Genomic DNA, 23,363 nt, shown 5'->3' with positions numbered 1-23,363 from the left:
GACGTCGAACGCCAAGAAACATACAGCGGAAACAGGTGGCGGACACTTCGGGCCACATTCGGCGCCAACCCGCCCTTACCGGGGCACTATGACACTGGAGGAGCACCGATGCCGGAGTACTGGTACAACGTCAACACCCACGAGGTCGAAGAAGACGCCATGTCCGACTGGAGCCAGCTGATCGGCCCCTATAAGACGCGCGAGGAAGCCGAACACGCCCTCGAAAAGGTCAAGGCGCGCAACGAGGCCTGGGAAAAGTCCGACGACGACGAGTAGCCGGCACACCGCGGCCCGCCGCGGTGTGCCCCGGGCAGCGGCGCCGCGGTTAGAAGGCTAGAAGGAATGCTCCGGGCCCGGGAACACTCCCGAGCGCACGTCCTCGCCGTAGGCCTTCGCGGCGTCGCTGAGCGAGGTCCGCAGGTCCGCGTACTGCTTGACGAACTTGGCCATCCTGCCGCCGCGCAGCCCCGCCATGTCCTGCCAGACCAGCACCTGTCCGGTGGTCGCGTTGCCGGCCCCGATGCCGATCGTGGGGACGTCGACGGCGGCGTCCACCGCCGCCGCCGTCGCGGCCGGAACCATTTCCATCAGCACGCAGAACGCGCCGGCGTCGGCCAACGCCACGGCGTCGTCGATCAGCCGCCGGGCGTCATCGCCGCGGCCCTGGACACGGTAGCCGCCCAGGGCGTGTTCGCTCTGCGGCGTGAAGCCGATGTGCGCCATGACCGGGATGCCGGCCTGGACCATCGCTCGGACAGTCTCGGCATAGAACTTACCGCCCTCAATCTTGACGGCGTGTGCGAGGCCCTCCTTGAGGAACCGCACACCGGTGGCCACCGCCTGCTGCGCGGAGACCTCGTAGCTGCCGAACGGCAGGTCCGCCACCACCAGGGCACGCCTCGCCGAGCGCGTGACGGCGCGGCACAGCGGAATGAGCTCGTCCACGGTCACGGGGAGGCTGGTTTCGTTGCCGAACACATTGTTGGAGGCCGAGTCGCCCACCAGGAGCACCTCGATGCCCGCCTGGTCGAAAATCTCCGCGGTGTACTGGTCGTAGGCGGTCAGCATGGCAAAGTGCTCGCCGTTGAGCTTGGCCTCGCGCAGGTGATGGGTGCGGATCCTGGCCACCGGCTTCCGGGAAGCGTCTGCCGCAGGCACAACTGCGCCAGCGGCAGCCACTGCCGGGCCGTTTCCGTAGGGGGCCGCAACTTCTGCGGGCGTGCTTGAATCGGGGCTGTTGCTTGTGGCCATGGCACGAGCGTAGTGCGATACCGCGCGTAACAGCTACCGGGTGCCGGGCCGGAGCCGGTGAATCACGTCACACGCGCGGTGCCTGCGGCTCCATAACCCCGCTGGGGGACGCGATTTTGCGGGCCTTTGTGTTAACGCTGTGTTACGCGCAGGGCCTGCTCCAGCAATCGGTGGCGATGCTTAGTAAAGTGAACCGTGAGCAGCTGCGGGCGCCAAGCATGACGGGCCTGGGGCACGGACGTCGAACCGGAAAGAGGCCAGTATGGACCGCCAGCAAGAGTTTGTCCTGCGGACGATCGAAGAGCGTGACGTGCGGTTCGTGCGCCTGTGGTTCACCGACGTCGTGGGATCGCTCAAGTCCGTGGCACTTGCCCCGGCCGAGGTCGAGGGCGCCTTCGAAGAGGGCCTGGGCTTTGACGGCTCCTCCATCGAGGGACTCGCCCGCGTGTTCGAATCCGACATGCTGGCCCAGCCGGACCCGGCCACGTTCCAGATACTGCCGTGGCGCGGTGAGACGGAGGCGACCTCGCGGATGTTCTGCGACATCCTGACGCCCGACGGCGAGCCCTCCGCCGCGGATCCCCGCAACGTGCTCAAACGCAACCTGGCCAAGGCCGCGGACATGGGCTTCACCTGCTACACCCACCCCGAGATCGAGTTCTACCTGCTCAAGTCCCAGCAGCCGGGCCCGGACGGTTCGCCCGTGCCGGTGGACGAGGGCGGCTACTTCGACCACGTGCCGGGCGGCGTGGCGCAGGACTTCCGGCGGACGGCCGTGACCATGCTCGAATCGGTGGGTATCTCGGTGGAGTTCAGCCACCATGAGGCCGGCCCGGGCCAGAACGAGATCGATCTGCGCTACGCGGACGCCCTGCAGACCGCGGACAACATCATGACGTTCCGGACGGTGATCAAGGAAGTCGCACTGCAGCAGGGCACCTACGCCACGTTCATGCCGAAGCCGTTCACGGCCCACCCGGGATCCGGCATGCACACGCACTTCTCGCTTTTTGAAGGCGACACAAACGCCTTCTTCGAGGCCGGCGCCGAGTTCCAGCTCTCCCAGACCGCCCGGCAGTTCATCGCCGGCATCCTCAAGCACGCCCCCGAATTCACGGCGGTGACCAACCAGTTCGTGAACTCGTACAAGCGGCTCTGGGGCGGGGGAGAGGCGCCGAGCTACCTCAGCTGGGGCCACAACAACCGCTCCGCCCTGGTCCGCGTCCCGCTGTACAAGCCCGGGAAGGGCCAGTCCGCCCGGATCGAATACCGCGGCATTGATTCCGCGGCCAACCCCTACCTCGCCTACGCCGTGCTGCTGGGCGCCGGCCTCAAGGGCATCGAGGAGGGCTACCAGCTGCCCGCCGCGGCCGAGGACGACATCTGGTCGCTGAGCTCGGCCGAGCGCCGCGCCATGGGCCACGATCCGCTCCCGGCGAGCCTCCACGACGCCATCCGGACCATGGAGGACTCCGAGCTCATGCCGCAGATCCTTGGCGAGCAGGTGTTCGAGCACTTCCTGCGCAACAAGCGCGCCGAATGGCAGGACTACCGTCTCCAGGTGACGCCCTACGAGCTGCAGCGCAACCTCGGCATCCTGTAGGCGGCCCCGGTGAGCCTGGCACGACGCCTCATTGCCGCCGGTTTCAGCGACCTGGACAAAGGCGAGCGGTTCCTCGCCGCGCCGGAGCTTGACGGGCTCGACCAGGATGCCCTGTTCGCCGGGCTGCAGCTGGCGGCCAACCCGGATACCGCCCTGCAGTCCCTGGTAAGGCTCATCGAGAAGCATCCGGATCTGCGGAAGCTGGCGGTGGCGGCGCTGGAGACCAGCGAACCGCTGTACCGGGTCCTGGGTGCCTCCGAGGCGCTGGGCGAATTCCTGATCCGCCACCCCGAACACCTGGACGCCTTTGACGTGACAGCCAGCCCGGAGCCGCTGGCCGCCGACCCCGGGGCGTTGCAGGCCAGGCTGCTGCAGTCCGTGCGGGCCGACCCCAAGTCCGCCCGCCCGGTCGCTGCCCTGACCGGGCAGGAAGCCTACGCGGCGCTCCGCACGGCCTACCGGCGCGGCCTCGTGGAGCTCGCCATCAAGGACCTCTGCGCCGCCGATCCGCTGGATTTCATGCCCGCCGCGGGGGCGGAGCTGGCCGACCTGGCGGGCGCCGCCATCGAGGCGGCCCTCGCCGTGTCGCGGGCCGAGGCGGCGGAAAAGTACGACGCCGCGGACGTGGCCGACGTCGGGCTCGCCGTGATCGGCATGGGCAAGTGCGGCGCCCGCGAACTCAACTACATTTCCGACGTCGACGTCATCTACGTGATCGAGTCCGGGAAGCTGGTGGACTCCCGCGCGAACACCATCGGCACGGCCCTGGCCGCCGGCATCTCGCGGGCGATCATGTCCACGAGCCGCGAACCCGGGTTGTGGGAGGTGGACGCCAACCTGCGGCCCGAGGGCAAGTCCGGGCCGCTGGTCCGGACCCTGGCATCGCACGAGAGCTACTACGCCCGCTGGGCCGAGAGCTGGGAATTCCAGGCCCTCCTGAAGGCGCGGACCATCGCCGGCGATACGGGCCTCGGCGCCCGCTACGAGGCGGCCGTCAAGCCGCTGATCTGGTCCTCGGCCGGCCGTGAAGGATTCGTCGAATCCGTCCGCGCCATGCGCCGCCGGGTGACCGAGCACATTCCCGCTGAGGAGGAACAGCGCCAGATCAAGCTGGGCCGCGGCGGCCTGCGCGACGTCGAATTTACCGTCCAGCTCCTGCAGTTGGTGCACGGAAAATCCGATGAATCGCTGCGCTGCCGGGACACCACCTCGGCCATTGCGGCACTGTCCGCCGGCGGCTACATCGGCCGCTCGGACGCCGCGGAGTTCGACCGAGACTACCGCTATCTGCGGCTGCTGGAACATCGGATCCAGCTCTTCCAGCTGCGCCGCACCCACCTGATGCCGGTGAAGGAGTCGTCGCTGCGCGCCCTGGCGAAGGCGGTGCTGGGACCGTTCTCCAGCGAACGGCCCAAGCCCGACGCGCTGGTCGCTGCCTGGCGCAAGACCAAGCGCTCGGTCCGGGAACTGCACGAACGCATCTTCTACCGTCCGTTGCTCAACTCCGTCGCCACCCTGAGCAGCGAAGAGGCCCGCCTGACCCCGGAGGCCGCCCAGGGGCGTCTCGCCGCACTGGGCTACCAGGATCCGCGGGGCGCCATGCGGCACATCGAGGCCCTCACCGCAGGGGTCAGCCGGCGCGCCGCGCTCCAGCGGCAGCTCCTGCCGATCCTGCTGGGCTGGCTGGCGGAGGGCGTGGATCCCGACGCCGGGCTGCTGGCCTTCCGCCGAGTCAGCGAGGCGCTCGGCACCACGCACTGGTACCTGGGCATGCTCCGGGATTCGACGGCGGCCGCCGAACGTCTGTGCCATGTGCTGTCCAACTCCCGGCTGATTGCGGACCTGCTCGAAGTCTCGCCCGAGTCCGTGGCGTGGCTCGGCTCGGACAAGGAACTGGCGCCGCTGAGCTACGAAGCGCAATGGCTGGAAATCACGTCGAAGATGTCCCGGCACCCGGATCCCGAGAGCGCGATGCGCCTGATCCGGCTGATCCGACGCCGGGAAATCCTCAGGATTGCCGTGGCGGACAGCGCGGGACTGCTCGACCAGGACCAGGTGAGCGCCGCCCTGGCCGACACCGACCGCGCCGCGATCCTGGGCGCGCTGCGGGTTGCGGAGACCGTGGTTGCCGCCGAGGGGCCCCTCAAGACGCATGTGCTCGTGGTGGCCATGGGCCGCCAGGGCGGCCGGGAGATCGGCTACGGCTCGGACGCCGACGTCATGTACGTGCACCGCAGGCTGCCCGGAGTGGAGGAGGAGGAAGCGCAGAACCAGGCCGCCCAGATTGTCGGCCGGCTCTCGAGCCTCCTGACCCAGCCGCTCAAGCCGGCCATCCGGGCCGAACGCGTGCTGATGGTGGATGCCGACCTGCGCCCCGAGGGCAAGAGCGGCCCGATGGTGCGGTCCTTGGAGTCGTACGCCGAGTACTACCGCCGGTGGTCCCTCGTTTGGGAGGCCCAGGCCTTGCTGCGGGCCGGGCCTATGGCGGGCGACGACGACCTGGCCGCCGATTTCGTGGCGCTGATCGATCCGATCCGCTATCCCGCCTCCTTCTCGGAACAGGATGTGCGGGAAGTCCGGCGGGTCAAGGCAAGGGTCGAGGCGGAGCGGCTGCCGCGCGGAGCCGATCCCGCCCGTCACCTGAAGCTGGGGCGGGGAGGACTCAGCGACGTCGAATGGCTGGCGCAGCTGCTCCAGCTCCAGCATGCCGGCAGGCATCCGGAGCTGCGGACCACGTCCACCGTGGAGGCCATCGAGGCGGCTGCTGCCCTGGACCTCATTGAAGCCGGGGACGCGGTCATCCTGCTCCGGGCGTGGCGGCTGGCCAGCCGGATCCGCTCGGCCAATGTGATCTGGACGGGCCGGGCCTCGGACCTGCTGCCGTCCTCCCGGCGCGACCTTGAGGCCGTGGCCCGCTGGTGCGGCTACGGGCAGGGCAACGCTGCGGCGCTGGAGGAGGAGTACCTGCGGCTCAGCAGGCGGGCCCGCGCCGTGTTCGAGCGGGTCTTCTACGGCCAGTAAGGCCGGCCGCGGTGCCCTTGCCGACGGGCGGTGCGGCAGCGTTCCGCGCAGGTCCGGCTGGCCTGTTGCAGGGAGTTGACCCTCGCTAGACTTGAATTGCGCCTGGGCGGGCGCAGTGATTCGTCAGGGAAAGGCACGATCATGACGGACAGCAAGGGATTCCAAGAGCCCACGGAACGGGCCGGCGCCGGGGAAAACCCCGAGGACCCGGAACTCCGTGGCAGGTATGTTGAAGGCAATTACGGTACCGCCGGCACCGAAGGCGGCCGCCATACGGACGATGTGGAGGGGCAGTACATCGAAGGTGACTACGGTGAGGCCGGCACTGAGGCAGGACTGCCGGAACCTCTCGGCGCCAAAGCCAAGGAAGCGGGCCGCTTTGTCAAGGGCGACTATGCCGCTGCAGGTGCAGCCGCGGGGCGGACCGCCGAGTCGGAAATCGGCCAGTACACAGAAGGTGACTACGGGACTGACGGAACTATTGATCCCACGCGCAAGGCTGGCCCCACGCGCAAGGCTGGCCCCACGGACAAGGCTGGCCCCACGGACAAGGCCGCGGACGAGTAACGATCCAGGGGCCGGCGGCTCCGCCCCGGTCTGGCGGCGGGAGCCGCCGTGGTGCTAGTTTGGGCGCATGGCCAAGCAAATGTACCTGAATCTCCCCGTCAAGGACCTCGACAAGACCGTTGCGTTCTTCACCGCGCTGGGTTTCTCCTTCAACCCGGACTTCACCGATGAGAATGCCACCTGCATGATCATCAACGACGACGCCTTCGTGATGCTGCTGGTGGAGGGCTTCTTCAAGACCTTCACGTCCAAGAGCATCGCCGACGCCACCGGCACCGCCGAGGCCATTACGGCCTTTTCGGTGGACAGCCGTGAGGCCGTCGATGCGACTGTCCGGAAGGCCCTGGCGGCCGGCGGAACGCCGTCCCAGGAAGTCCAGGACTACGGCTTCATGTACAGCCACAGCTTCCAGGACCCGGACGGGCACCTCTGGGAGGTCATGTGGATGGATCCGGCGGGGCCTCCGGCGGACGCCGCGCTGTAGTCCCGAGGCCCTTCATCACGACGACGGCCGTCACCTCTGGTGGGGGCCGCCGGCAGCGTGCCCTCTAGACGAGTAATTCCAAGGGGTCAGTGGTCGTAGGCGGTGAGTGAGCGCCGGATGGTTTGGCCTGTCTGGTCGTTGTGCCAGATCGCGGCCGTCAGGGCGAGGACGCGTTGGATGACGCGGGCGATGACTCCTGCCGGGGTCCGTCCGCCGTGCTGCTCGAGGTTGAGCTGGCCTTTGAATGTGTCGTTGACCGATTCGATGACCTGCCGCAACGGTTTGAAAAACCGTGACCGTGCCCGGGACTTCTCGCCCTTCCGGGCCGGGCGAAGCAGCTCCAGTCCGGCCTGTGCCACGGTTTCCTCGAACCCGGCGCCGTAGTAGTTTTTGTCTCCGATGAGGATCTGTGGGTGCCCGTCGGTCCGGACCCCGGCCATGGCCGGGGTGCCGGCGAGGATGTCCAGGAAGGTCTGGCGTTCGTCGGCTTTGGCCCCGGTCAGCGCGTACCCGACGGGCAGCCCGTGCAGGGTGTGCAGACCAGATGCAGGCGCAGCCCCCAGAAGCAGCGGCTGTGTGAAGCGCAGTAGCCGTACTCGGCCCAGCCGGCCAGGTCCGAGCGGCGGACCGTTTCCCGCGACCGGGCGCATTCCACCGGGGGTTGAATCGACCACCCACACATCATCGGAGGAGACGGCGGTGCCGTGGACGAGCACGCCGATCAGCCAGTCCATCGTGGGTCCGAGCCGGCGCAGCCGCTTGTTGTAGCCGGCCTGGCCCGGCAGATACGGAAACATCGGGCGCAGCGACCTCCGTGCGTGGCGCAGCCACCGTGCCTGCTGGTAAAGCCCAGCAGCGCCTGCATCACGGCCAGCGTCATGAGTTCGGCATCGCTGATCCTGGGCGCAATACCGATCCGGGGACGCGGCGGGATCCGTTCCGGATGCGCCTTCAACAGGTCATCGACCTTCACATAGAATGCAGTGGCAAGGGTGTCCAGATCGGTGTCCACGTGAGCCTCCAAGTTCGACGTTGATAACGCCGATTCTGGACACCCTTGCCTACAAATACATCAAGCCACGCCGGGCAGAGCATCCCTTGGAACTACTCATCTAGTCGCGCCGGTGTGGGTACGCTGGCTGCATGTCTGAAAATTTGTGGCTGCTGCCCCTGAAGAACCTCGACGACGACGCCCGGGCCATCAAACTGGGGGAGATCGCGCTTCTTGAGGTCGGCGGGGAGCAGCGGAAATTCGTCGGCGATCCGCTGCGGATGATACTGATCGGGCTCGAGGAAGAGGCCCGGTATCCGTTCGTTGTGGACTCCAACGGAACGGCCGTCGGAGTGTTGACGCTCCAGGCCGGCGCGGCCACACTGGCGGGCTGGCCGGACGACGACTCTGTCTGGCTGCTCCGCGGCTTCCTGATCGACCGGCGGCAGCAGGGGAAGGGGCTCGGCACCGTCGCCGCCGAGGCTGCGGTCCGGGAGGCCGCCAAACTGACGGCGGGGCTGGGCGGGGGACAGCGCGGCGTCGTCCTCTCCGTCAACGAAATCAATCCGGCCGGGCAGGCCGCCTACCGCAAGGCGGGCTTCGAGGACCGCGGGCAGCACCTGGGCGGTGACGCCGGACCGCAACGCACCATGTACCGGGCGTTCTGAGGGATTGCGCGACGGCAAGTGGAACAACGTTAGGGACCCGTGTTCAGCTGTCAGTGATCTCCACCGCAGCCTAGTCGCAACCTTTGAAGTTCTACCATTGGGCCCAGGACGAAGACGTCTGTCCCCCAAAGGAGTAACGATGACTGTTTATGCACAGCCCGGCCAAGAAGGATCCAAGGTCCAGTTCAAGGACCGCTACGAGAACTGGATCGGCGGTGAGTGGGTAGCCCCTACTACGGGCCAGTACATTGAAAATGTCTCCCCCGTAAACGGCAAACAATTCACCGAGGTGGCCCGCGGCGGCCCGGCGGACGTAGAACTGGCACTGGACGCTGCTCATAAGGCCGCACCGGCCTGGGGTAAGACTTCGGCCGCTGTTCGTGCCGTAGTTCTGAATAGGATCGCCGACAGAATTGATGCGAACCTTGAGATGCTTGCCGTCGCCGAAACCTGGGATAACGGCAAGCCTGTCCGCGAAACCCTCAACGCCGACATCCCGCTCGCCGCGGACCACTTCCGCTACTTCGCCGCTGCTATCCGTGCCCAGGAAGGCCGGCTGTCCCAGCTCGACGACGACACCACCGCCTACCACTTCCACGAGCCGCTCGGCGTGGTGGGCCAGATCATCCCCTGGAACTTCCCCATCCTGATGGCCGTCTGGAAAATGGCTCCGGCCCTGGCGGCCGGCAACGCTGTTGTTCTCAAGCCCGCGTCCAACACGCCCGCTTCGATTCTGGTGCTGGCCGAACTCATCGCGGACCTGTTGCCGCCCGGCCTGCTGAACATCGTCAACGGCTTCGGTTCGGAGGTTGGGAAGCCGCTGGCATCCAGTCCGCGGATCCGCAAGATCGCCTTCACTGGTGAGACGTCCACCGGCCGTCTGATCAGCCAGTACGCCAGCCAGAACCTGATCCCGGTCACGCTGGAACTGGGCGGCAAGAGTCCGAATATATTCTTTGCCGACGTCGCCGACTCCAACGATGCGTTCTACGACAAGGCGCTGGAAGGGTTCACCCTGTACGCCTTCAACCAGGGAGAGGTCTGCAGCAGTCCGTCCCGCGCCCTGGTGCAGGATTCCTTCTATGATTCCTTCATGGCCGACGCAGTGGCCCGGACGCAGAAGATCATCCAGGGCAACCCCTTGGACACCGACACGCAGCTCGGCGCCCAGGCGTCCATAGGCCAGCTGGAGAAGATCCTCTCCTACATCGACATCGGAACGCAGGAGGGCGCCAAGATCCTTGCCGGCGGTGCGTCGACTGAGCTCGAGGGGGATCTGGCCGGCGGCTACTACGTCCAGCCCACCATCTTCGAAGGCCACAACAAGATGCGGATCTTCCAGGAGGAGATCTTCGGCCCGGTGGTGTCCGTGACGCGCTTCAGCGACTACGACGACGCCATGGGCATCGCCAACGACACCCTCTACGGCCTCGGTGCCGGAGTCTGGTCCCGCAACGGCAACGTCGCCTACCGTGCCGGCCGCGAGATCCAGGCCGGCCGCGTGTGGGTCAACAACTACCACGCCTACCCGGCGGGGGCCGCGTTCGGCGGCTACAAGTCCTCCGGCATCGGCCGTGAAAACCACTCCATGATGCTGGACCACTACCAGCAGACCAAGAACCTCCTGGTCAGCTACAACGAAAACAAGCTCGGCTTCTTCTAGAAAGAAAGCCCTGGAGCGCTCCGTGGACCGGGGCGCTCCAGCGGCTGCGAGCATAAGGACACGCCTGAGGATGCCTTGGAGCGTTGCGCCCAGGTCGGCCAAGAACGCGGCCTCGCCACCCGGTACGACAAGCTCGCGCTCACCCACCGCGGAGGCGCCGTCCTCAGGGCAATCAGAATCCGGCTGGCCGCTTTAGGAGACACGCCTTAGTACTACAGTCGCTTTTATTTTGTCTCCCGTCGGCGTTTTAACCGGATTTCCATCGGCTGTCGTGTTAATCCTTGTCGGTGGGCGATGATATTTGTGTGGCTGATGTGCAGGAATGGGCGGACGGGCTCGAGGAGATCCGGGAGCTGATTGGCCCTCGGTTTGCCCGGGCCGAACCGCACCACAACGCGGTGGGGTACCTCAAGGGCCTGCTCTCGGCCGAGGAGCGGAAGAATTCCTGGACCCTGTCGGAGCGGGCCGGTCAGGCGATCCCTGACCGGATGCAGCGGCTGCTCTCGACCACGGACTGGGACCCGGACGGGCTGCGCGATGACCTGCGCTCCTACGTCGTGGACCATCTCGGCTCCGCCGACGGCGTGCTCATCGTGGACGAGACGGGTTTCCTGAAGAAGGGCACGCGATCGGCCGGTGTCGCCCGGCAGTATTGCGGCACGGCGGGCCGGGTCGAGAACTGCCAGATCGGGGTGTTCCTGACTTACGCCACACCGGCGGGGCGCACCTTCCTGGACCGGGAACTGTACCTGCCCAAGGCCTGGACCGATGACCGGGACCGCTGCGCGTCCGCCGGCATCCCGGCGACCCGGAAATTCGCGACGAAGCCCGAGCTGGCGATCACGATGATCACCCGCGCCCTGGACGCCGGGGTGCCCGCGCAGTGGGTGACCGGGGACGCGGTCTACGGCCAGCACGCCAAGCTGCGCGAAACACTCCACGGCCGGGGCGTCTCCTACGTGCTCGCGGTGCCGATGAACCAGCGCGTCATCGCCAAAACCGGCGCCCTCGGCGTGGAGTTCCGTGCCGACGGGCTGATCGCTTCCCTGTCCGGGCGGGCGGCCTACTACATCTGCCACGCACCCTTGCGGATATCCCTGGCGGAACTCGCCCGGGTCGCCGGCGCCCGGTGGGCGATCGAGGAAACCTTCCAGACGTCCAAGGACGAGACCGGACTGGACCACTACCAGGTGAGGCAATGGAAGGGCTGGCACCGGCACATCACCCTGTCCATGCTCGCCCACGCCTTCCTCACCGTCACCCGGTCAAAAAAAGGGGCCCTCAGAGGGGCAGCGGCGAGCTCATAGCCCTGACCCTGCCCGAAATCCGGCACCTGCTCACCCATCTGGTCTGGACCCAGCCGCCCGCCCCGGAACGCACCCTCAGCGTTCATACTGGCGCCGAAGACACCAACAAACCGCGAAACGGCACCACTACCGGGCCCGGAATTCGACCCCACAAACACGACTGTAGTACTAGGAGCGTGGGTCGGTAGTCGTTGTGACGGCTCGCCGGGTGCTGCGCTGCTGTGATGATTGTTCGTGGCTGTTGCCGCGGGTCACCGGGCTTGGGCGGCGCTTTGGCCGGATTATTTGTCCAGCCGCCGGTTCCCGGGTCGCAGGACGGGGCCCCGGCGTCTATGCGGGGTTCGCTTGCCGGAATGTGTGGAGTGTGAGCAGGTTGTGGCAGCCTGCGATCAGGTTCCATTCGTTCTTCGCCTTTTCGAGGCCGCGCAGCAGGACGTGCTTGCCCTGGCGGGTGTGGATCTGCCCGAAGACCGGTTCGACGATCGCCTTGCGCCGGGCGTAGATTCGGTGGCCGCGTTTTGTTTTGAGTTTGCGGCCCATGCGTTCGCGCGCGGTGGCGCTGGCCGGGATCCTGCCGCGGGGTGCGTCCGGGATCTTCTCGCCGTGCTTGTGCCGGCCGGTCGCGATGAAGAACTCCGTGCTCGAGCCGGGCTCGGCCTCGAGCAGGGCGGCGTGTGCCAGGTTCGCGACCGAGCAATACCCCGCATCGGCAAGGACCTGCCCTGGCAGCGCACCGAGTGTCCGGCGGGTCTTGTCCAGCATCGGAAGAAGCTGTTGGACATCGACCGCGGTGTTGTTCAGCTCGGTGGCCACGATGACCTGATGGGCCGCGTCAACGACGGCCTGGCCGTTGAAGCAGTAGTGGAAAGTCCCGTCCGCGGTTTTCATGATCCTTGAGTCCGGGTCCGTGAAGTTGCGCTGCGCCTTCGGCGCTACCACGGCCTTCGCGGCCGCCGCGTCCCCTGCCGCGGCCGCGGAACCATCATCATCACCACGATCCCTGGCCTTGGCTTCGGCCTCCTTGCGGGCCTTTTCGGCCGCGTCGGCTTCCAGATGCTGCCGGGCAGCGGCCATCTTCGCCAGCCGCGATTGGCGTTCGGCCAGCTCCGGCGGGAGCTCATCGCCGCGTTTGTCCGCCCCGTACCGGGTGTCCTCTTCGCTGTCCACGGCCTGCGCGTCGGCGAGCATATCGGAGACTTCAGCGGCGAGGATTTTCTGCTTCTCGGTCAGCCTCGCGTAGCTCATGGCCTTTCGCCGTGAGGCGTTGGCCCGGACCTTCGTCCCGTCCAGGGCGACCCGGCCGAGCGAGACCATGCCGGCGGCGCGGCACAGCTCCAACGCCTGCAGGAACACGTTTCCCAGGGCCGCCAGATGCCGTTTGCGGACCCGGCCGATGGACCGGAAATCCGGTGCGGAACGCGACTACATCCACGCATGCCCGCTCCAGCTCCCGTGAGGAGCGGACCCCGACACAGTAGCCATAGAGCAGGATCCGGACCATCAGCCTCGGATCATACGGGGGCTGACCCTTCGTCTTCTCGTAGGCGTCGTAGAACCGGGACAAATCCAGCTCCTCGGCCACCAGATCGGCGATAAACCGGGCCAGATGATTCTGCGGCAGCCACTCATCCAGTGACGGCGGCACGAGCATCACCGCATCCGGATCAAACGGCTTAAAGCGCTTGTTCACACCGGCGCCGGCCTCAATCAGGCCATCATCAGCGGATAATTCGACCCGCTCGACAAGTGCTTCATCAAAGAGGCCATCCTGGGAATCGGAGTTCATACCCGCAATTCTTCCAGCCGCCGTCCCGGGAGCTCGGCAATTCATCCGGCGTTTTAATGACTACTGACCCACGCTCCTAGAACGATAGTTACCCCTCACGGATCTTGGAGGGGCTTTCATCCCCACGCACTATGACGCCCCCGCACATTGACTGCCGTTGCGACGATCGTTAGAAGCCACCCCGTCTGAGTGGTCCTGAATCAGGTTGACATACTCACCCGTTCGACGGTCCTAAGTTTGTCAATCCGCCGAGGGCGCCGAATGAGAGGCTGCCGCGGCTTCCATAACGCGGTATAGGTGCCGGGCCAAGGTGCGCTTAAGGCAACGGCGGATGTCGCGGTGGGTTTTGCCCTGCAGGGTGCGCCGGGCTTCGTATACCCGGGTCTCGGCGTGGCATCTGATGCGGGTGATGGCGACGCTGTGCAGTGCCCGGTTCAGGGCGCGACCGCCGCCGCGGTTCAGCCGGTGCCGGCTCCGCTGGCCGCTGCTGGCTTCCAGCGGTGCGACCCCGGCCAGAGAGGCGAAAGCTGCTTCGCTTCTGAGACGTCCGGGGTGGGACCAGCTGATCAGCAGCTGCGCCGCGACCACGGGCCCCACACCCGTTTCGGTCAGCAGGGCCGGACCCGCAGGATGCTCGTGAATCAGGGCCAACAGCTCCGGGTCAATTTCATTGAGCTGTCCGGTGAGGAAGCGGATGCGCGCGGTGATCGAGTGCATCGTAAACACGGTCATCCGGTGCAACCGCGACCACGTCACGGCGGAACTCAGCGGGGAAAGGCTTGGACATGTTGATCATCCTTGCTGCAAGGAGCGAATCCTCACAAGTCAGGAGTCAAGCAAATCCGGGGCAGTCCCGGATCCGGTGCAGCGTCTGTGGTTGTCTTATGCAGTGGTGGCTGTTGGCCGAAGAACCCCTCGAACCCTCGCAACCTGAAGGTTGCGACACAGGTAAGTAACACGGTAGCTGCTTAGCTCCTTTATGACGCCCAGCATCTCGTCACGCTTGTGCCCGGACTTGTCTCAGGGGAAAACAGAGATGGTGGCCACCAGTGCTTCCTTGAATTGAATTCCTTCCGTTGTTGGGCCGCAAATTAGAAAGTCGAGGGGTTCCAGCCTCTCTCCGCTGTCAATCCATGCGGCTCCGTTAAGGAGGACCAGGGCGACGGCATTCACATGGGGGATGAGTGGTCCGTCAAGGCGCTCCACCGAGACATCCCCGGTGCAGTAAGGATGCTTGGTGATGAGGTTAATGACGGAAGTTGGTCCAGAGGACAATCTGACTGACACGTCGGCTTCTCCTGGGAAGGTTTCGGGTCGGCCGTAGGCGGCGGTGCGGCGTGCCCCGTCGACGTCCATGGTGAGGGTGCCGGCGGTTGCGAGGAGAAAGTGTCGGTCGGTGCCGGGGAACGTTGAGAAGGCTGCGTCTTCGATGATGTCGGCCACGCTGATTCTCCACCAGAAACTGTCTGGACCTGCACCATCCGGGAAGACTGCACCTTCCCGGGTGGTGCCTGCCCCGTTCTTCCAGGGGACGCGGGCCAGGCGGCTGGTGCGGATGATGGAGCCTAGGGGCATGAGAAGCCCCGATCCTTCTTCGGAGGCCTTAGGCACGGCTCGGGGAGCCGAGTTCCACGGGTTCTTCGTCGCTGAGGTACGCGGCCTCCGAGTGTGCGGCGATGTCGATGCCGCGCAGTTCCTCGGCCTCATGGACGCGCAGGCCCATGGTGACGTTGAGGACCTTGGCGATGACCCAGGTCACGACGAAGGAATAGGCAAGCACAGCCAGGGTTGCGACCGTCTGGATTCCGAGGAGTTCAAAGCCTCCACCGTAGAAGAGCCCGTTGACTTTGTTGGGGGCGGCGTCTGTGGCGAAGAGGCCGATCAGGAGGGTTCCGAGGATGCCGCCGACCAGGTGGACACCGACGACGTCGAGTGAATCGTCGAAGCCCATGCGGAACTTCAGTTCGATGGCCAGGGAGCAGACGGCACCGGCGATCACGCCGATGGCGAGAGCACCGAGGGGGCTGACGGCGCCGCACGCGGGAGTGATGGCGACCAGGGCCGAGATCAGGCCGGAGGCGGCGCCCATGCTGCTGGCGCTGCCCAGCCGGATGCGTTCCACCAGCGCCCACGCCAGGAGGCCGGCACAAGCGGCGACGGCGGTGTTCAGGAACACCACCGATGCGGACTGTCCGGCGGTGAGCGCCGATCCTGCGTTGAAGCCGAACCAGCCAGCCCACAGCAGTCCGGCCCCCACCAGTACCAGCGGCCGGCTGTGCGGTTTGGTGTGTTCGCTCTTGGGCCAGCCTGCGCTGCGTCCCAGGACCAGGGCGAGGGCGAGGGCTGCGACGCCGGCGTTCATGTGAACGGCGGTTCCGCCGGCGAAGTCGACGGCCTTGAGGCTGTTGACGATCCAGCCGCCGGTCACTGAGCCGTCCGCCGAGCTGAACGCGAATACCCAGTGGGCGATAGGAAAGTAGACCAGGGTGGCCCAGAGGGCGGCGAAGGTCATCCACGCGCCGAATTTCATTCGTCCGGCGGCAGCTCCGGCGATGATTGCCGTGGTGATACCGGCGAAAAACAGTTGGAAGGCAGCGAACAGGGCTGCAGGTATCGGCGCGTTCGGGTCCTCGGCCAGCAATTGTTCCATCCCGAAATACTCGGTGACGTCACCGAGGAGTCCGGCACCGCCGATGGAATTGCCGAAGACCATGGAGTAGCCGAACACGGCCCACAGGACCGCGACGATGCTCATGCCGCCGAAGCACATCATCATCATGTTCAGGATTCTGCGGGAACCGACCATACCGCCATAGAACAAGGCAAGGCCGGGGATCATGATGCACAACAGTGCACTCGCGGCGAGGATCCAGGCGACGTCTCCAGAATTCATGGAACTCCAATCAAGAAGGGGTGGAAGTCAATATCCGCCAGAAACGGAAGCACTCAACGCAACCGTGGGATGAAACCATGATTCATGGCAGTGAACGATGGCGGGTTTCGCGCGCGTTAACTTTCTGTTGCGTTCGCCGCCCGATCGTGACACGCGGATTTAACGCTTGAGGCGTACGCCTGTAACATCACATTGACTACTGTGGTTCAACAACGTTTCCCCGTAGGTAACACCAATTGAACAGGACAGTTCCGATGACCAGTGTCGCAACCCCTGCAGTACCAACCGAGCAATCGGTGCCGGCCGAGGCCGGACAGATTTCCCTCGCGGACATCGCGAAGGCCCATGACGTGCGGTTCCTGCTGGCGACGTTCGTGGATATGACCGGCAAACCGTGCGCGAAGCTGGTTCCGGTCGAAGCAGCGGATGAGCTCGAGGCCGGTGCCATGGGCTTTGCCGGTTATGCAGCAGGGCTAATCGGGCAGAAGCCGCAGGACTCGGACCTCATCGCGGTACCTGACCTCACATCCTTCACGCCCGTGCCGTTCATCAAGGAGGGCCTGGCGATCATCCACTGCGACCCGCACGTGGACGGTACGCCCTGGCCCTTCGCCCCGAGGGTCATCCTGAAAAACACGCTCGCCCGGCTGGCCGGGCACGGCATGCAGGCCAAGGTGGGTGCCGAAGTTGAGTACTTCCTGGTCAACAAGAACCCCGACGGCTCCCTGAGCACGGCCGATGCCAAGGACGATTCACCACACCCCTGCTACGACGCCCGCGGCGTCACCCGCATGTACGACCACCTGACGTCGATCTCCGAAGCGATGAACGGCCTGGGCTGGGGCAACTACGCCAATGACCACGAGGACGCCGCCGGGCAGTTTGAGCAGAACTTCAACTACGCCGACGCCCTCACCACGGCCGACCGCGTCGTCACCCTGCGCTACATCCTGAACATTCTCGCCGAACAGCGCGGCATGACCGCCACGTTCATGCCCAAGCCCTTCACGGACCGGACGGGCACCGGCCTGCATTTCCACCTGTCGCTGTGGTCCGGCGCCGAGGCGCTGTTCCCGGGGGACGACGGCGGACGAGGCCTGGGGCTCTCGGAGCTGGCCTACTCGTTCATTGGCGGAATCCTCAACCACGCCCCGGCCCTCCAGGCGTTCCTCGCTCCCACCGTCAATTCCTACAAACGCTCCGGGGCGACCACGAGCTCCTCCGGCGCCACGTGGTCCCCCCGGAGGGCCTCGTTCGGAGGCAATGACCGCACTCACATGATCCGCGTCCCGGACGACAAGCGGATCGAACTCCGGTCCGGGGACGGCTCCGCCAACCCCTACCTCGCCATCGCCACGGCGATCGAGGCCGGGCTGGACGGCGTCGCCAACGGAACCGATCCCGGATCCCCGTCAGGCCCGGGCGAAGCGCGGCCGGAGGCCCATTTCCTGCCCGCGACACTCCTGCACGCCGTCGAGGCCCTGCGCCGTGACCCGGTGATCCTCGCCAGCCTCAGCGGCGACGAGCAGATCGGAAAGTACTACGCGAACGCCAAGGAAGAAGAGTTCCTGAGCTGGCATAACCAGGTCAGCGACTGGGAAATCCGCGCCTACCTGACCTCCATCTAACAAAAACCTCCAGAGAGAAAAGGACACAAAATGTGCGGAATCGCCGCGCTGCAGCTGCGCAACCCCCGGCTGCACCCCCAGATGGGCAGCCTCCTGTCCTCCATGATGTGCCAGATCGTGGACCGCGGCCCGGACTCCGCCGGCCTCGCCGTCTACGACACCCCCGGCCTCGTCTCCCCAGGCACCTCCACGCTTAGCCTCCTGGGCAAGGACCAGGGCATCACCTTTGATGCCATCACCGCAGCGCTGGAAACCCTGCTGCCCGCCTCCGCCGCCACCGCCGTCAGGGTGGTGGGGGACACCACCCTGGTGAGCGCCGCCGTCGGGACCGACCTGCTGGTCAAGGCCGTCAGCGAAACACTCCCGGGCTCCACCATCATCGGCCGCGGCGAACACGTGGCCGTCATGAAGAGCGTGGGCCACCCGATGGACATCGCCGCCGAGCACGGATTGGAGGCCATGGCCGGAAGCCAGGGCCTGTCTCACACCCGCATGGCCACCGAATCCGCCGTCACGGCTGGAGGCTCGCACCCCTTCTCCGTGGCCGACGACCTGTGCCTGGTACACAATGGATCCTTCTCCAACCACGCCACCATCCGCCGGGACCTGCTGCGTCAAGGCGTGGTCTTCGACTCCGACAACGACACCGAAGTCGGCGCCCGCTACATCGCCTCCCGCCTGCAGCAGGGCGATGACCTGGAAACCGCGCTCACCAACCTTGGCAAGGTCTTCGACGGCTTCTACACCCTCGTCGTCACCACCGCCGACAGCATGGCAGTGGTCCGCGACCCCATCGCCTGCAAGCCCGCCATCATCGCCGAAACCGACGACTATGTGGCCATGGCCTCCGAATACCGTGCCCTGGCCGCCCTGCCCGGCATCGAAACAGCCCGCATCTTTGAACCGGAACCCGGAAAGGTCTACACATGGTCACTCTGATCGAAACCCCAGCGAACGAAACCGCAACCACCGGCGGCAGCCCCATCGACGTTGACCTGGCCGACAGCCCGGTCCGGGACCTTAACCAAGCCCTGCACGACGCCGCCGACGGCCAGTCCTGGACCGTCACCAAGCCCGGCGGCAAGCACAGCCTCGCCGTCGGCATCAACGCCCACATCTCCGTCACCGTGGAAGGCCATGCCGGCTACTACGCCGCCGGAATGCACCAAAAAGGCGACGTGACCATCACCGGAAATGCCGGCGTCGGACTCGCGGAGAACATCATGTCCGGAAAAGTGTACGTAAAGGGCGATGCTTCCCAGTCGGCCGCGGCCACCGGACACGGCGGACTCGTCGTGATCGACGGCAATGCCGGAGCCCGTTGCGGGATCTCCATGAAAGGCGTTGACATTGTGGTCGGCGGGAACATCGGCCACATGTCCGCCTTTATGGCCCAGGCCGGCCGCCTCGTGGTCTGCGGCGACGCAGGCGACGCCCTCGGCGACTCCATCTACGAAGCCCGGATCTACGTCAAGGGAACCGTCGCCTCCCTCGGCGCGGACTGCATCGAGAAACCCATGACCATCGAACACCTCGACGAGCTCGCCGGCCTGCTCGCCGCAGCGGGCCGCACCGACAATCCCGCGGACTTCAAGCGCTACGGATCGGCACGGAACCTCTACCACTTCAGCGTCCACAACTCGACGTCGTACTAAATAAGGACAACACCCATGACCATCACTTCACTGCCCCAGGACACACCCGCTGTCCTTCCCGCGCAGCACACCGAAGAGCTTGGCCTGCGCGAATCGGCCACTTTCGACCGTGCCACCATCGCCGACATCCAACGCGCCGCCGCCACCGGGGTCTACGACATCCGCGGCTGGGGAGCCAAGCGCAAGGTCCCCCACTTCGATGACCTGCTGTTCCTCGGGGCCTCCATGTCCCGCTACCCGCTGGAGGGCTACCGCGAAAAGTGCGACACCGACGTCGTCCTCGGCGACCGGCACGCCTCCCGTCCACTGCACCTGCAGACTCCGGTCACCATCGCCGGGATGAGCTTCGGCGCCCTTTCAGCCAACGCCAAGGAAGCCCTGGGGCGCGGCGCCAGCGAGGTGGGCACCTCCACAACAACGGGCGACGGTGGCATGACGCCAGAGGAGCGCGGCCAGTCCAAGCACCTTGTCTACCAGTACCTGCCGTCCCGCTACGGCATGAACCCCGATGACCTGCGCAAGGCCGACGCCATCGAAATTGTGCTCGGACAGGGCGCCAAGCCCGGCGGCGGGGGCATGCTGCTGGGCCAGAAAATCACCGAACGCGTCGCCGGCATGCGCACCCTGCCCGTCGGGATCGACCAGCGCTCCGCGAGCCGCCACCCGGACTGGACCGGCCCGGACGACCTCGAAATCAAGATCGGCGAACTGCGCGAAATCACCGACTGGAAGACGCCCATCTACGTCAAGATCGGCGCCTCCCGCCCGTACTACGACACCGCCCTGGCCGTGAAGGCCGGCGCCGACGTCGTCGTGGTCGACGGGATGCAGGGCGGTACCGCCGCAACCCAGCAGGTCTTCATCGAAAACGTCGGCATCCCCACCCTGGCCGCCATCCCGCAGGCCGTCCAGGCCCTGCAGGAACTGGGGCTGCACCGGAAAGTTCAGCTCATCGTCTCCGGCGGCATCCGCACCGGCGCCGACGTCGCCAAGGCCATGGCACTGGGTGCCGACGCCGTCGCTATCGGCACCGCGGCGCTGATCGCGTTGGGCGACAACGATCCCCGCTACGCCGCGGAATACGCCGCCCTGGGATCGGCCGCAGGCTTCTACGATGACTTCCAGGACGGCCGCGACCCCGCCGGCATCACCACCCAGGATCCGGAGCTTTCTTCCCGCCTCGACCCGATCGCGGGCGGCCATCGCCTGGCCAACTACCTCCGCGTCCTGACCATGGAAGCCCAGACCATCGCCCGGGCCTGCGGGAAGTCCCACCTGCACAACCTCGAACCCGAGGATCTCGTGGCCCTCACCATCGAAGCATCCGCCATGGCCCGGGTTCCCCTGGCTGGCACGAGCTGGATCCCGGGAGCGAAGTGATGCCGGAATCCTCTGAGTACGTTGTGGTCGGTGCCGGACTGGCCGGCGCCGCCACGGCCTGGCAGCTGGCCTTACGCGGGCACGACGTGACCATCCTGGAACGAAAAGTGCCGGCAAGCCATGACGGCAGCTCGCACGGGTCCGCCCGGATTTTCCGCTACGCCTACCCGGACGAGTTCTACACCCGAGCAGTGATCGAGTCCAAGGTTCTGTGGGACGAACTCGACCGGACCAGCGGACTTGACCTGATCACTGCGTTCGGTGCGGTGGATTACGGGCCCGAACGGCAGCCGGAGCACCTCGCACGCGTCCTCACCGGCGCCGGCGTGGAGCACGAACTCCTCAGCGCCGCAGAAGCACGAGCGCGCTGGCCCCACATCGCCTTTGACACATCCGTGCTCTGGCACCCCGGCGCCGGGGTCATCGACGCCGAACGCTCCGTCAACGCGATGATCGAACAGGCTGTGAAGCAGGGCGCCAGATTGCTGACCGGCTGGAACGTCGCGAGCGTGGACAAGCGCGGCTCCGGCTACTGCGTAATCTCCGCGGCAGGGGAGGAGATCGACGCCGGGAACGTCATTGTCAGCGCCGGCGGCTGGCTGCCCGGGCTGCTGGGACAGCTCGGGCTTCCCGAAGGGTTCCTCGCGGGACTGCCCGAGATCACCGTCCGGCAGGAGCAGGCCTACCACTTCCGCTACCGTACCGACGAGCCATGGCCCACATTCATCCATAAGAGCGCGGAGATCCAGACCTACGGCCTGCCCGGAGGACGGGACGCCGGATTCGCCGGGCAGAAGGTCGCCGAATACAACGGCGGAAAGTTCATCCCCTCCGCCGCCGCCCAGACCGGCACCGTGGACCCGGACAACCTGCACCGTGTGGTGGACTACGTGCAAAAGTACCTCCCCGGACTGGACCCTGAGCCCTACGCCGAGACCACGTGCCTGTTCACTAACACCCCGACTGAGGACTTCCTCATCGACCGGTCAGACGGTCTGACCGTCCTGTCCCCATGCTCGGGGCACGGCGCGAAGTTTGCACCGCTGATCGGGCAGTGGGCGGCCGACCTGGCCACCGGAACCGGCGAGGTCCCTGCCCGGTTCCGCCAAGCAACCGCCCGGATCAGCACCAACTAACCGGTAAGCACCAACTGACCCGGTATGCCCCGAACAGACCTACAGAAACGGACCAGCCAGTGACCCCCTCAGCGACCAAACCGGCAACCGACACCGTCTCCGGCCTCATGCGGGACATCTCCGGCATCGGGACCGACGGGCACCGTGGCGGATATTCCCGCCCGGTCTTCTCGAGCGCCGAAACCGAGCTGCGAAGCTGGTTCATCGAGCAGGCCGGAAGGCGCGGACTGGACGTCACCACCGACACCAACGGGATCACCTGGGCCTGGTGGGACACCGCCACCGGCACACGAAGGGACGCCGTCGTCACGGGAAGCCACCTCGACTCTGTTCCCGGCGGCGGCGAATACGACGGCCCCCTGGGTGTTGCCTCCGCGCTGGTGGCCGTCGACATCCTCAAAAACCGGGGCATCCGCCCCCGCAGACCCCTGGCCATCGCCGTCTTCCCCGAAGAGGAAGGCTCCCGCTTCGGCGTCGCCTGCCTGGGTTCGCGCCTGCTCACCGGCGCCCTGGACCCGGACAAAGCCCGCAACCTCAAGGACGCGGACGGCATCACCTACGCCGAGGTGGCCGCGGCCAACGGACAGGACCCCCGGTTCATCGGCGCTGACCGCAAAACCCTCCAGCAGCTGGGCGTGTTCGTTGAACTCCACGTCGAACAAGGGAGAGGCCTGGTTGATCTGGACCGGCCGGTGGCCATCGGATCCTCCATCCTGGGCCATGGCCGGTGGAAGCTGTCAGTGCATGGTCAGGGCAACCACGCCGGGACCACCCTCATGAAGGACCGGAAAGACCCGATGATCGCGGCGGCCAAAATCATGATCGGCATCCGCGATACGGCCAGCAAGTACCGTGACGCACGAGCGACCGTCGGCCGGCTCCAGCCCGTCCCCGGCGGCACCAACGTTATCGCCTCCCGGGTGGACCTGTGGATCGACCTCCGGCACCCACGGGACGAAGTCACAGCCGCCCTGATCGAATCCATCCACCTCAACGCCCAGGTCATCGCCGCCGAAGAAGGGTGCACCGTCAGCTTCGGCACCGAATCGCTGAGCCCCACCGTCCACTTCGACACCGGCCTGCGTGACCGGCTGCAGGCGCTGCTTCCCGACGTGCCCGTCCTGGACACCGGCGCGGGCCACGACGCCGGAGTGCTCGCAGGACACATCCCCACCGCCATGCTGTTCGTCAGAAACCCAACCGGGATCTCGCATTCGCCGGAGGAACTGGTGGAGGACCAGGATGCCGAGGCCGGGGCCGGCGCCCTGGCGGACGTTCTCTCAGGTCTGTTGGGAGAGGCCCGCGTGATCGGATAGAAGCCGTGGCTGAA

General features: G+C 66.3%; 18 protein-coding genes and 2 pseudogenes. 14 read left to right on the top strand and 6 right to left on the bottom strand.

Annotated elements, in window-relative coordinates:
- The first annotated feature begins 108 nt into the window (after window positions 1–108).
- Window positions 109–276 (top strand): SPOR domain-containing protein, encoded by a 168-nt coding sequence (locus ACQCSY_RS01480; protein WP_427132573.1) that lies wholly within the window; start codon window positions 109–111, stop codon window positions 274–276.
- 57 nt (window positions 277–333) lie between these two features.
- On the opposite strand, the gene panB is transcribed toward ACQCSY_RS01480, so the two are convergent.
- A complete protein-coding gene (gene panB / locus ACQCSY_RS01475) occupies window positions 334–1,251 on the bottom strand; it encodes a 3-methyl-2-oxobutanoate hydroxymethyltransferase (RefSeq protein ID WP_427132571.1) in 918 nt (305 codons plus the stop codon).
- A gap of 262 nt (window positions 1,252–1,513) precedes the next feature.
- On the opposite strand from panB, the gene glnA reads away from it, so the two are divergent.
- From glnA to ACQCSY_RS01455, 4 genes are all read left to right on the top strand, one after another.
- Entirely contained in the window at window positions 1,514–2,854 is a 1,341-nt protein-coding gene (gene glnA / locus ACQCSY_RS01470) for a type I glutamate--ammonia ligase (RefSeq protein ID WP_427132570.1), read from the top strand.
- Between the two features lie 9 nt (window positions 2,855–2,863).
- Window positions 2,864–5,875 carry a bifunctional [glutamine synthetase] adenylyltransferase/[glutamine synthetase]-adenylyl-L-tyrosine phosphorylase gene (locus ACQCSY_RS01465; RefSeq protein WP_427132568.1) on the top strand — a complete coding sequence of 1,004 codons (3,012 nt, stop codon included), beginning with the start codon at window positions 2,864–2,866 and terminating at the stop codon, window positions 5,873–5,875.
- Window positions 5,876–6,016: 141 nt separating this feature from the next.
- A complete protein-coding gene (locus ACQCSY_RS01460; protein ID WP_427132566.1) occupies window positions 6,017–6,442 on the top strand; it encodes a hypothetical protein in 426 nt (141 codons plus the stop codon).
- Between the two features lie 67 nt (window positions 6,443–6,509).
- On the top strand, window positions 6,510–6,926 hold the full coding sequence (locus ACQCSY_RS01455) for a VOC family protein (RefSeq protein WP_427132565.1): 417 nt from the start codon (window positions 6,510–6,512) through the stop codon (window positions 6,924–6,926).
- Between the two features lie 86 nt (window positions 6,927–7,012).
- Here ACQCSY_RS01455 and ACQCSY_RS01450 read toward each other — a convergent pair.
- A pseudogene (locus tag ACQCSY_RS01450) lies at window positions 7,013–7,938 on the bottom strand (IS982 family transposase).
- A gap of 131 nt (window positions 7,939–8,069) precedes the next feature.
- On the opposite strand from ACQCSY_RS01450, the gene ACQCSY_RS01445 reads away from it, so the two are divergent.
- The 3 genes from ACQCSY_RS01445 to ACQCSY_RS01435 all read left to right on the top strand — a co-directional run bounded on the left by ACQCSY_RS01445 (window position 8,070) and on the right by ACQCSY_RS01435 (window position 11,555).
- The gene (locus ACQCSY_RS01445; protein ID WP_427132563.1) at window positions 8,070–8,585 is read left to right on the top strand and encodes a GNAT family N-acetyltransferase; all 516 of its coding nucleotides are present in this window, start codon (window positions 8,070–8,072) and stop codon (window positions 8,583–8,585) included.
- A gap of 139 nt (window positions 8,586–8,724) precedes the next feature.
- On the top strand, window positions 8,725–10,248 hold the full coding sequence (gene exaC / locus ACQCSY_RS01440; RefSeq protein ID WP_427132561.1) for an acetaldehyde dehydrogenase ExaC: 1,524 nt from the start codon (window positions 8,725–8,727) through the stop codon (window positions 10,246–10,248).
- Window positions 10,249–10,547: 299 nt separating this feature from the next.
- Window positions 10,548–11,555: an IS701 family transposase gene (locus ACQCSY_RS01435; protein WP_427135599.1), complete on the top strand. Its 1,008-nt coding sequence runs from the start codon at window positions 10,548–10,550 to the stop codon at window positions 11,553–11,555.
- Between the two features lie 330 nt (window positions 11,556–11,885).
- Here the strand turns inward: ACQCSY_RS01435 and ACQCSY_RS01430 are convergent.
- The 4 genes and pseudogenes from ACQCSY_RS01430 to ACQCSY_RS01415 form a co-directional block, all read right to left on the bottom strand.
- Window positions 11,886–13,245: pseudogene (locus ACQCSY_RS01430) on the bottom strand (transposase).
- 336 nt (window positions 13,246–13,581) lie between these two features.
- Window positions 13,582–14,058, bottom strand: a complete 477-nt coding sequence (locus ACQCSY_RS01425; protein WP_427132559.1) for a transposase — start codon at window positions 14,056–14,058, stop codon at window positions 13,582–13,584.
- A gap of 303 nt (window positions 14,059–14,361) precedes the next feature.
- Window positions 14,362–14,916: a HutD/Ves family protein gene (locus ACQCSY_RS01420; RefSeq protein ID WP_427132557.1), complete on the bottom strand. Its 555-nt coding sequence runs from the start codon at window positions 14,914–14,916 to the stop codon at window positions 14,362–14,364.
- 28 nt (window positions 14,917–14,944) lie between these two features.
- Window positions 14,945–16,234 (bottom strand): ammonium transporter, encoded by a 1,290-nt coding sequence (locus ACQCSY_RS01415; protein ID WP_427132555.1) that lies wholly within the window; start codon window positions 16,232–16,234, stop codon window positions 14,945–14,947.
- Window positions 16,235–16,488: 254 nt separating this feature from the next.
- On the opposite strand from ACQCSY_RS01415, the gene glnT reads away from it, so the two are divergent.
- From glnT to ACQCSY_RS01385, 6 genes are read left to right on the top strand one after another with little or no spacing between them, the layout of a single operon-like run.
- Window positions 16,489–17,862: a type III glutamate--ammonia ligase gene (gene glnT, locus ACQCSY_RS01410; protein ID WP_427132553.1), complete on the top strand. Its 1,374-nt coding sequence runs from the start codon at window positions 16,489–16,491 to the stop codon at window positions 17,860–17,862.
- Between the two features lie 30 nt (window positions 17,863–17,892).
- Entirely contained in the window at window positions 17,893–18,801 is a 909-nt protein-coding gene (locus tag ACQCSY_RS01405) for a glutamine amidotransferase (RefSeq protein WP_427132551.1), read from the top strand.
- Window positions 18,789–19,517, top strand: a complete 729-nt coding sequence (locus ACQCSY_RS01400) for a protein glxC (protein ID WP_427132549.1) — start codon at window positions 18,789–18,791, stop codon at window positions 19,515–19,517. The genes ACQCSY_RS01405 and ACQCSY_RS01400 overlap by 13 nt, the downstream gene beginning before the upstream one ends.
- 15 nt (window positions 19,518–19,532) lie before the next feature.
- Complete coding sequence (locus ACQCSY_RS01395; RefSeq protein WP_427132547.1) at window positions 19,533–20,897, top strand: FMN-binding glutamate synthase family protein; 1,365 nt, start codon at window positions 19,533–19,535, stop codon at window positions 20,895–20,897.
- Window positions 20,897–22,033 carry an FAD-dependent oxidoreductase gene (locus ACQCSY_RS01390; protein ID WP_427132545.1) on the top strand — a complete coding sequence of 379 codons (1,137 nt, stop codon included), beginning with the start codon at window positions 20,897–20,899 and terminating at the stop codon, window positions 22,031–22,033. Before ACQCSY_RS01395 ends, ACQCSY_RS01390 begins: the two co-directional genes overlap by 1 nt.
- A 59-nt stretch (window positions 22,034–22,092) precedes the next feature.
- A complete protein-coding gene (locus ACQCSY_RS01385) occupies window positions 22,093–23,349 on the top strand; it encodes an allantoate amidohydrolase (protein ID WP_427132543.1) in 1,257 nt (418 codons plus the stop codon).
- The last annotated feature ends 14 nt before the right edge of the window (window positions 23,350–23,363 follow it).

Origin of the sequence: Pseudarthrobacter sp. S9 (assembly GCF_050156545.1) — a bacterium.
Taxonomy (GTDB): domain Bacteria; phylum Actinomycetota; class Actinomycetes; order Actinomycetales; family Micrococcaceae; genus Arthrobacter.
Note: the sequence above shows the minus strand (reverse complement) of the source record. Positions and strands in the feature narration are given on the sequence as shown.

Bases quoted from the DNA above. Each gene is read 5' to 3' on its own strand.
- ACQCSY_RS01480 (WP_427132573.1), top strand. From the start codon at position 109: ATGCCGGAGTACTGGTACAACGTCAACACCCACGAGGTCGAAGAAGAC.
- panB (WP_427132571.1), bottom strand. From the start codon at position 1,251: ATGGCCACAAGCAACAGCCCCGATTCAAGCACGCCCGCAGAAGTTGCG.
- glnA (WP_427132570.1), top strand. From the start codon at position 1,514: ATGGACCGCCAGCAAGAGTTTGTCCTGCGGACGATCGAAGAGCGTGAC.
- ACQCSY_RS01460 (WP_427132566.1), top strand. From the start codon at position 6,017: ATGACGGACAGCAAGGGATTCCAAGAGCCCACGGAACGGGCCGGCGCC.
- ACQCSY_RS01455 (WP_427132565.1), top strand. From the start codon at position 6,510: ATGGCCAAGCAAATGTACCTGAATCTCCCCGTCAAGGACCTCGACAAG.
- ACQCSY_RS01445 (WP_427132563.1), top strand. From the start codon at position 8,070: ATGTCTGAAAATTTGTGGCTGCTGCCCCTGAAGAACCTCGACGACGAC.
- exaC (WP_427132561.1), top strand. From the start codon at position 8,725: ATGACTGTTTATGCACAGCCCGGCCAAGAAGGATCCAAGGTCCAGTTC.
- ACQCSY_RS01425 (WP_427132559.1), bottom strand. From the start codon at position 14,058: ATGCACTCGATCACCGCGCGCATCCGCTTCCTCACCGGACAGCTCAAT.
- ACQCSY_RS01420 (WP_427132557.1), bottom strand. From the start codon at position 14,916: ATGCCCCTAGGCTCCATCATCCGCACCAGCCGCCTGGCCCGCGTCCCC.
- ACQCSY_RS01415 (WP_427132555.1), bottom strand. From the start codon at position 16,234: ATGAATTCTGGAGACGTCGCCTGGATCCTCGCCGCGAGTGCACTGTTG.
- glnT (WP_427132553.1), top strand. From the start codon at position 16,489: ATGACCAGTGTCGCAACCCCTGCAGTACCAACCGAGCAATCGGTGCCG.
- ACQCSY_RS01405 (WP_427132551.1), top strand. From the start codon at position 17,893: ATGTGCGGAATCGCCGCGCTGCAGCTGCGCAACCCCCGGCTGCACCCC.
- ACQCSY_RS01400 (WP_427132549.1), top strand. From the start codon at position 18,789: ATGGTCACTCTGATCGAAACCCCAGCGAACGAAACCGCAACCACCGGC.
- ACQCSY_RS01395 (WP_427132547.1), top strand. From the start codon at position 19,533: ATGACCATCACTTCACTGCCCCAGGACACACCCGCTGTCCTTCCCGCG.
- ACQCSY_RS01390 (WP_427132545.1), top strand. From the start codon at position 20,897: ATGCCGGAATCCTCTGAGTACGTTGTGGTCGGTGCCGGACTGGCCGGC.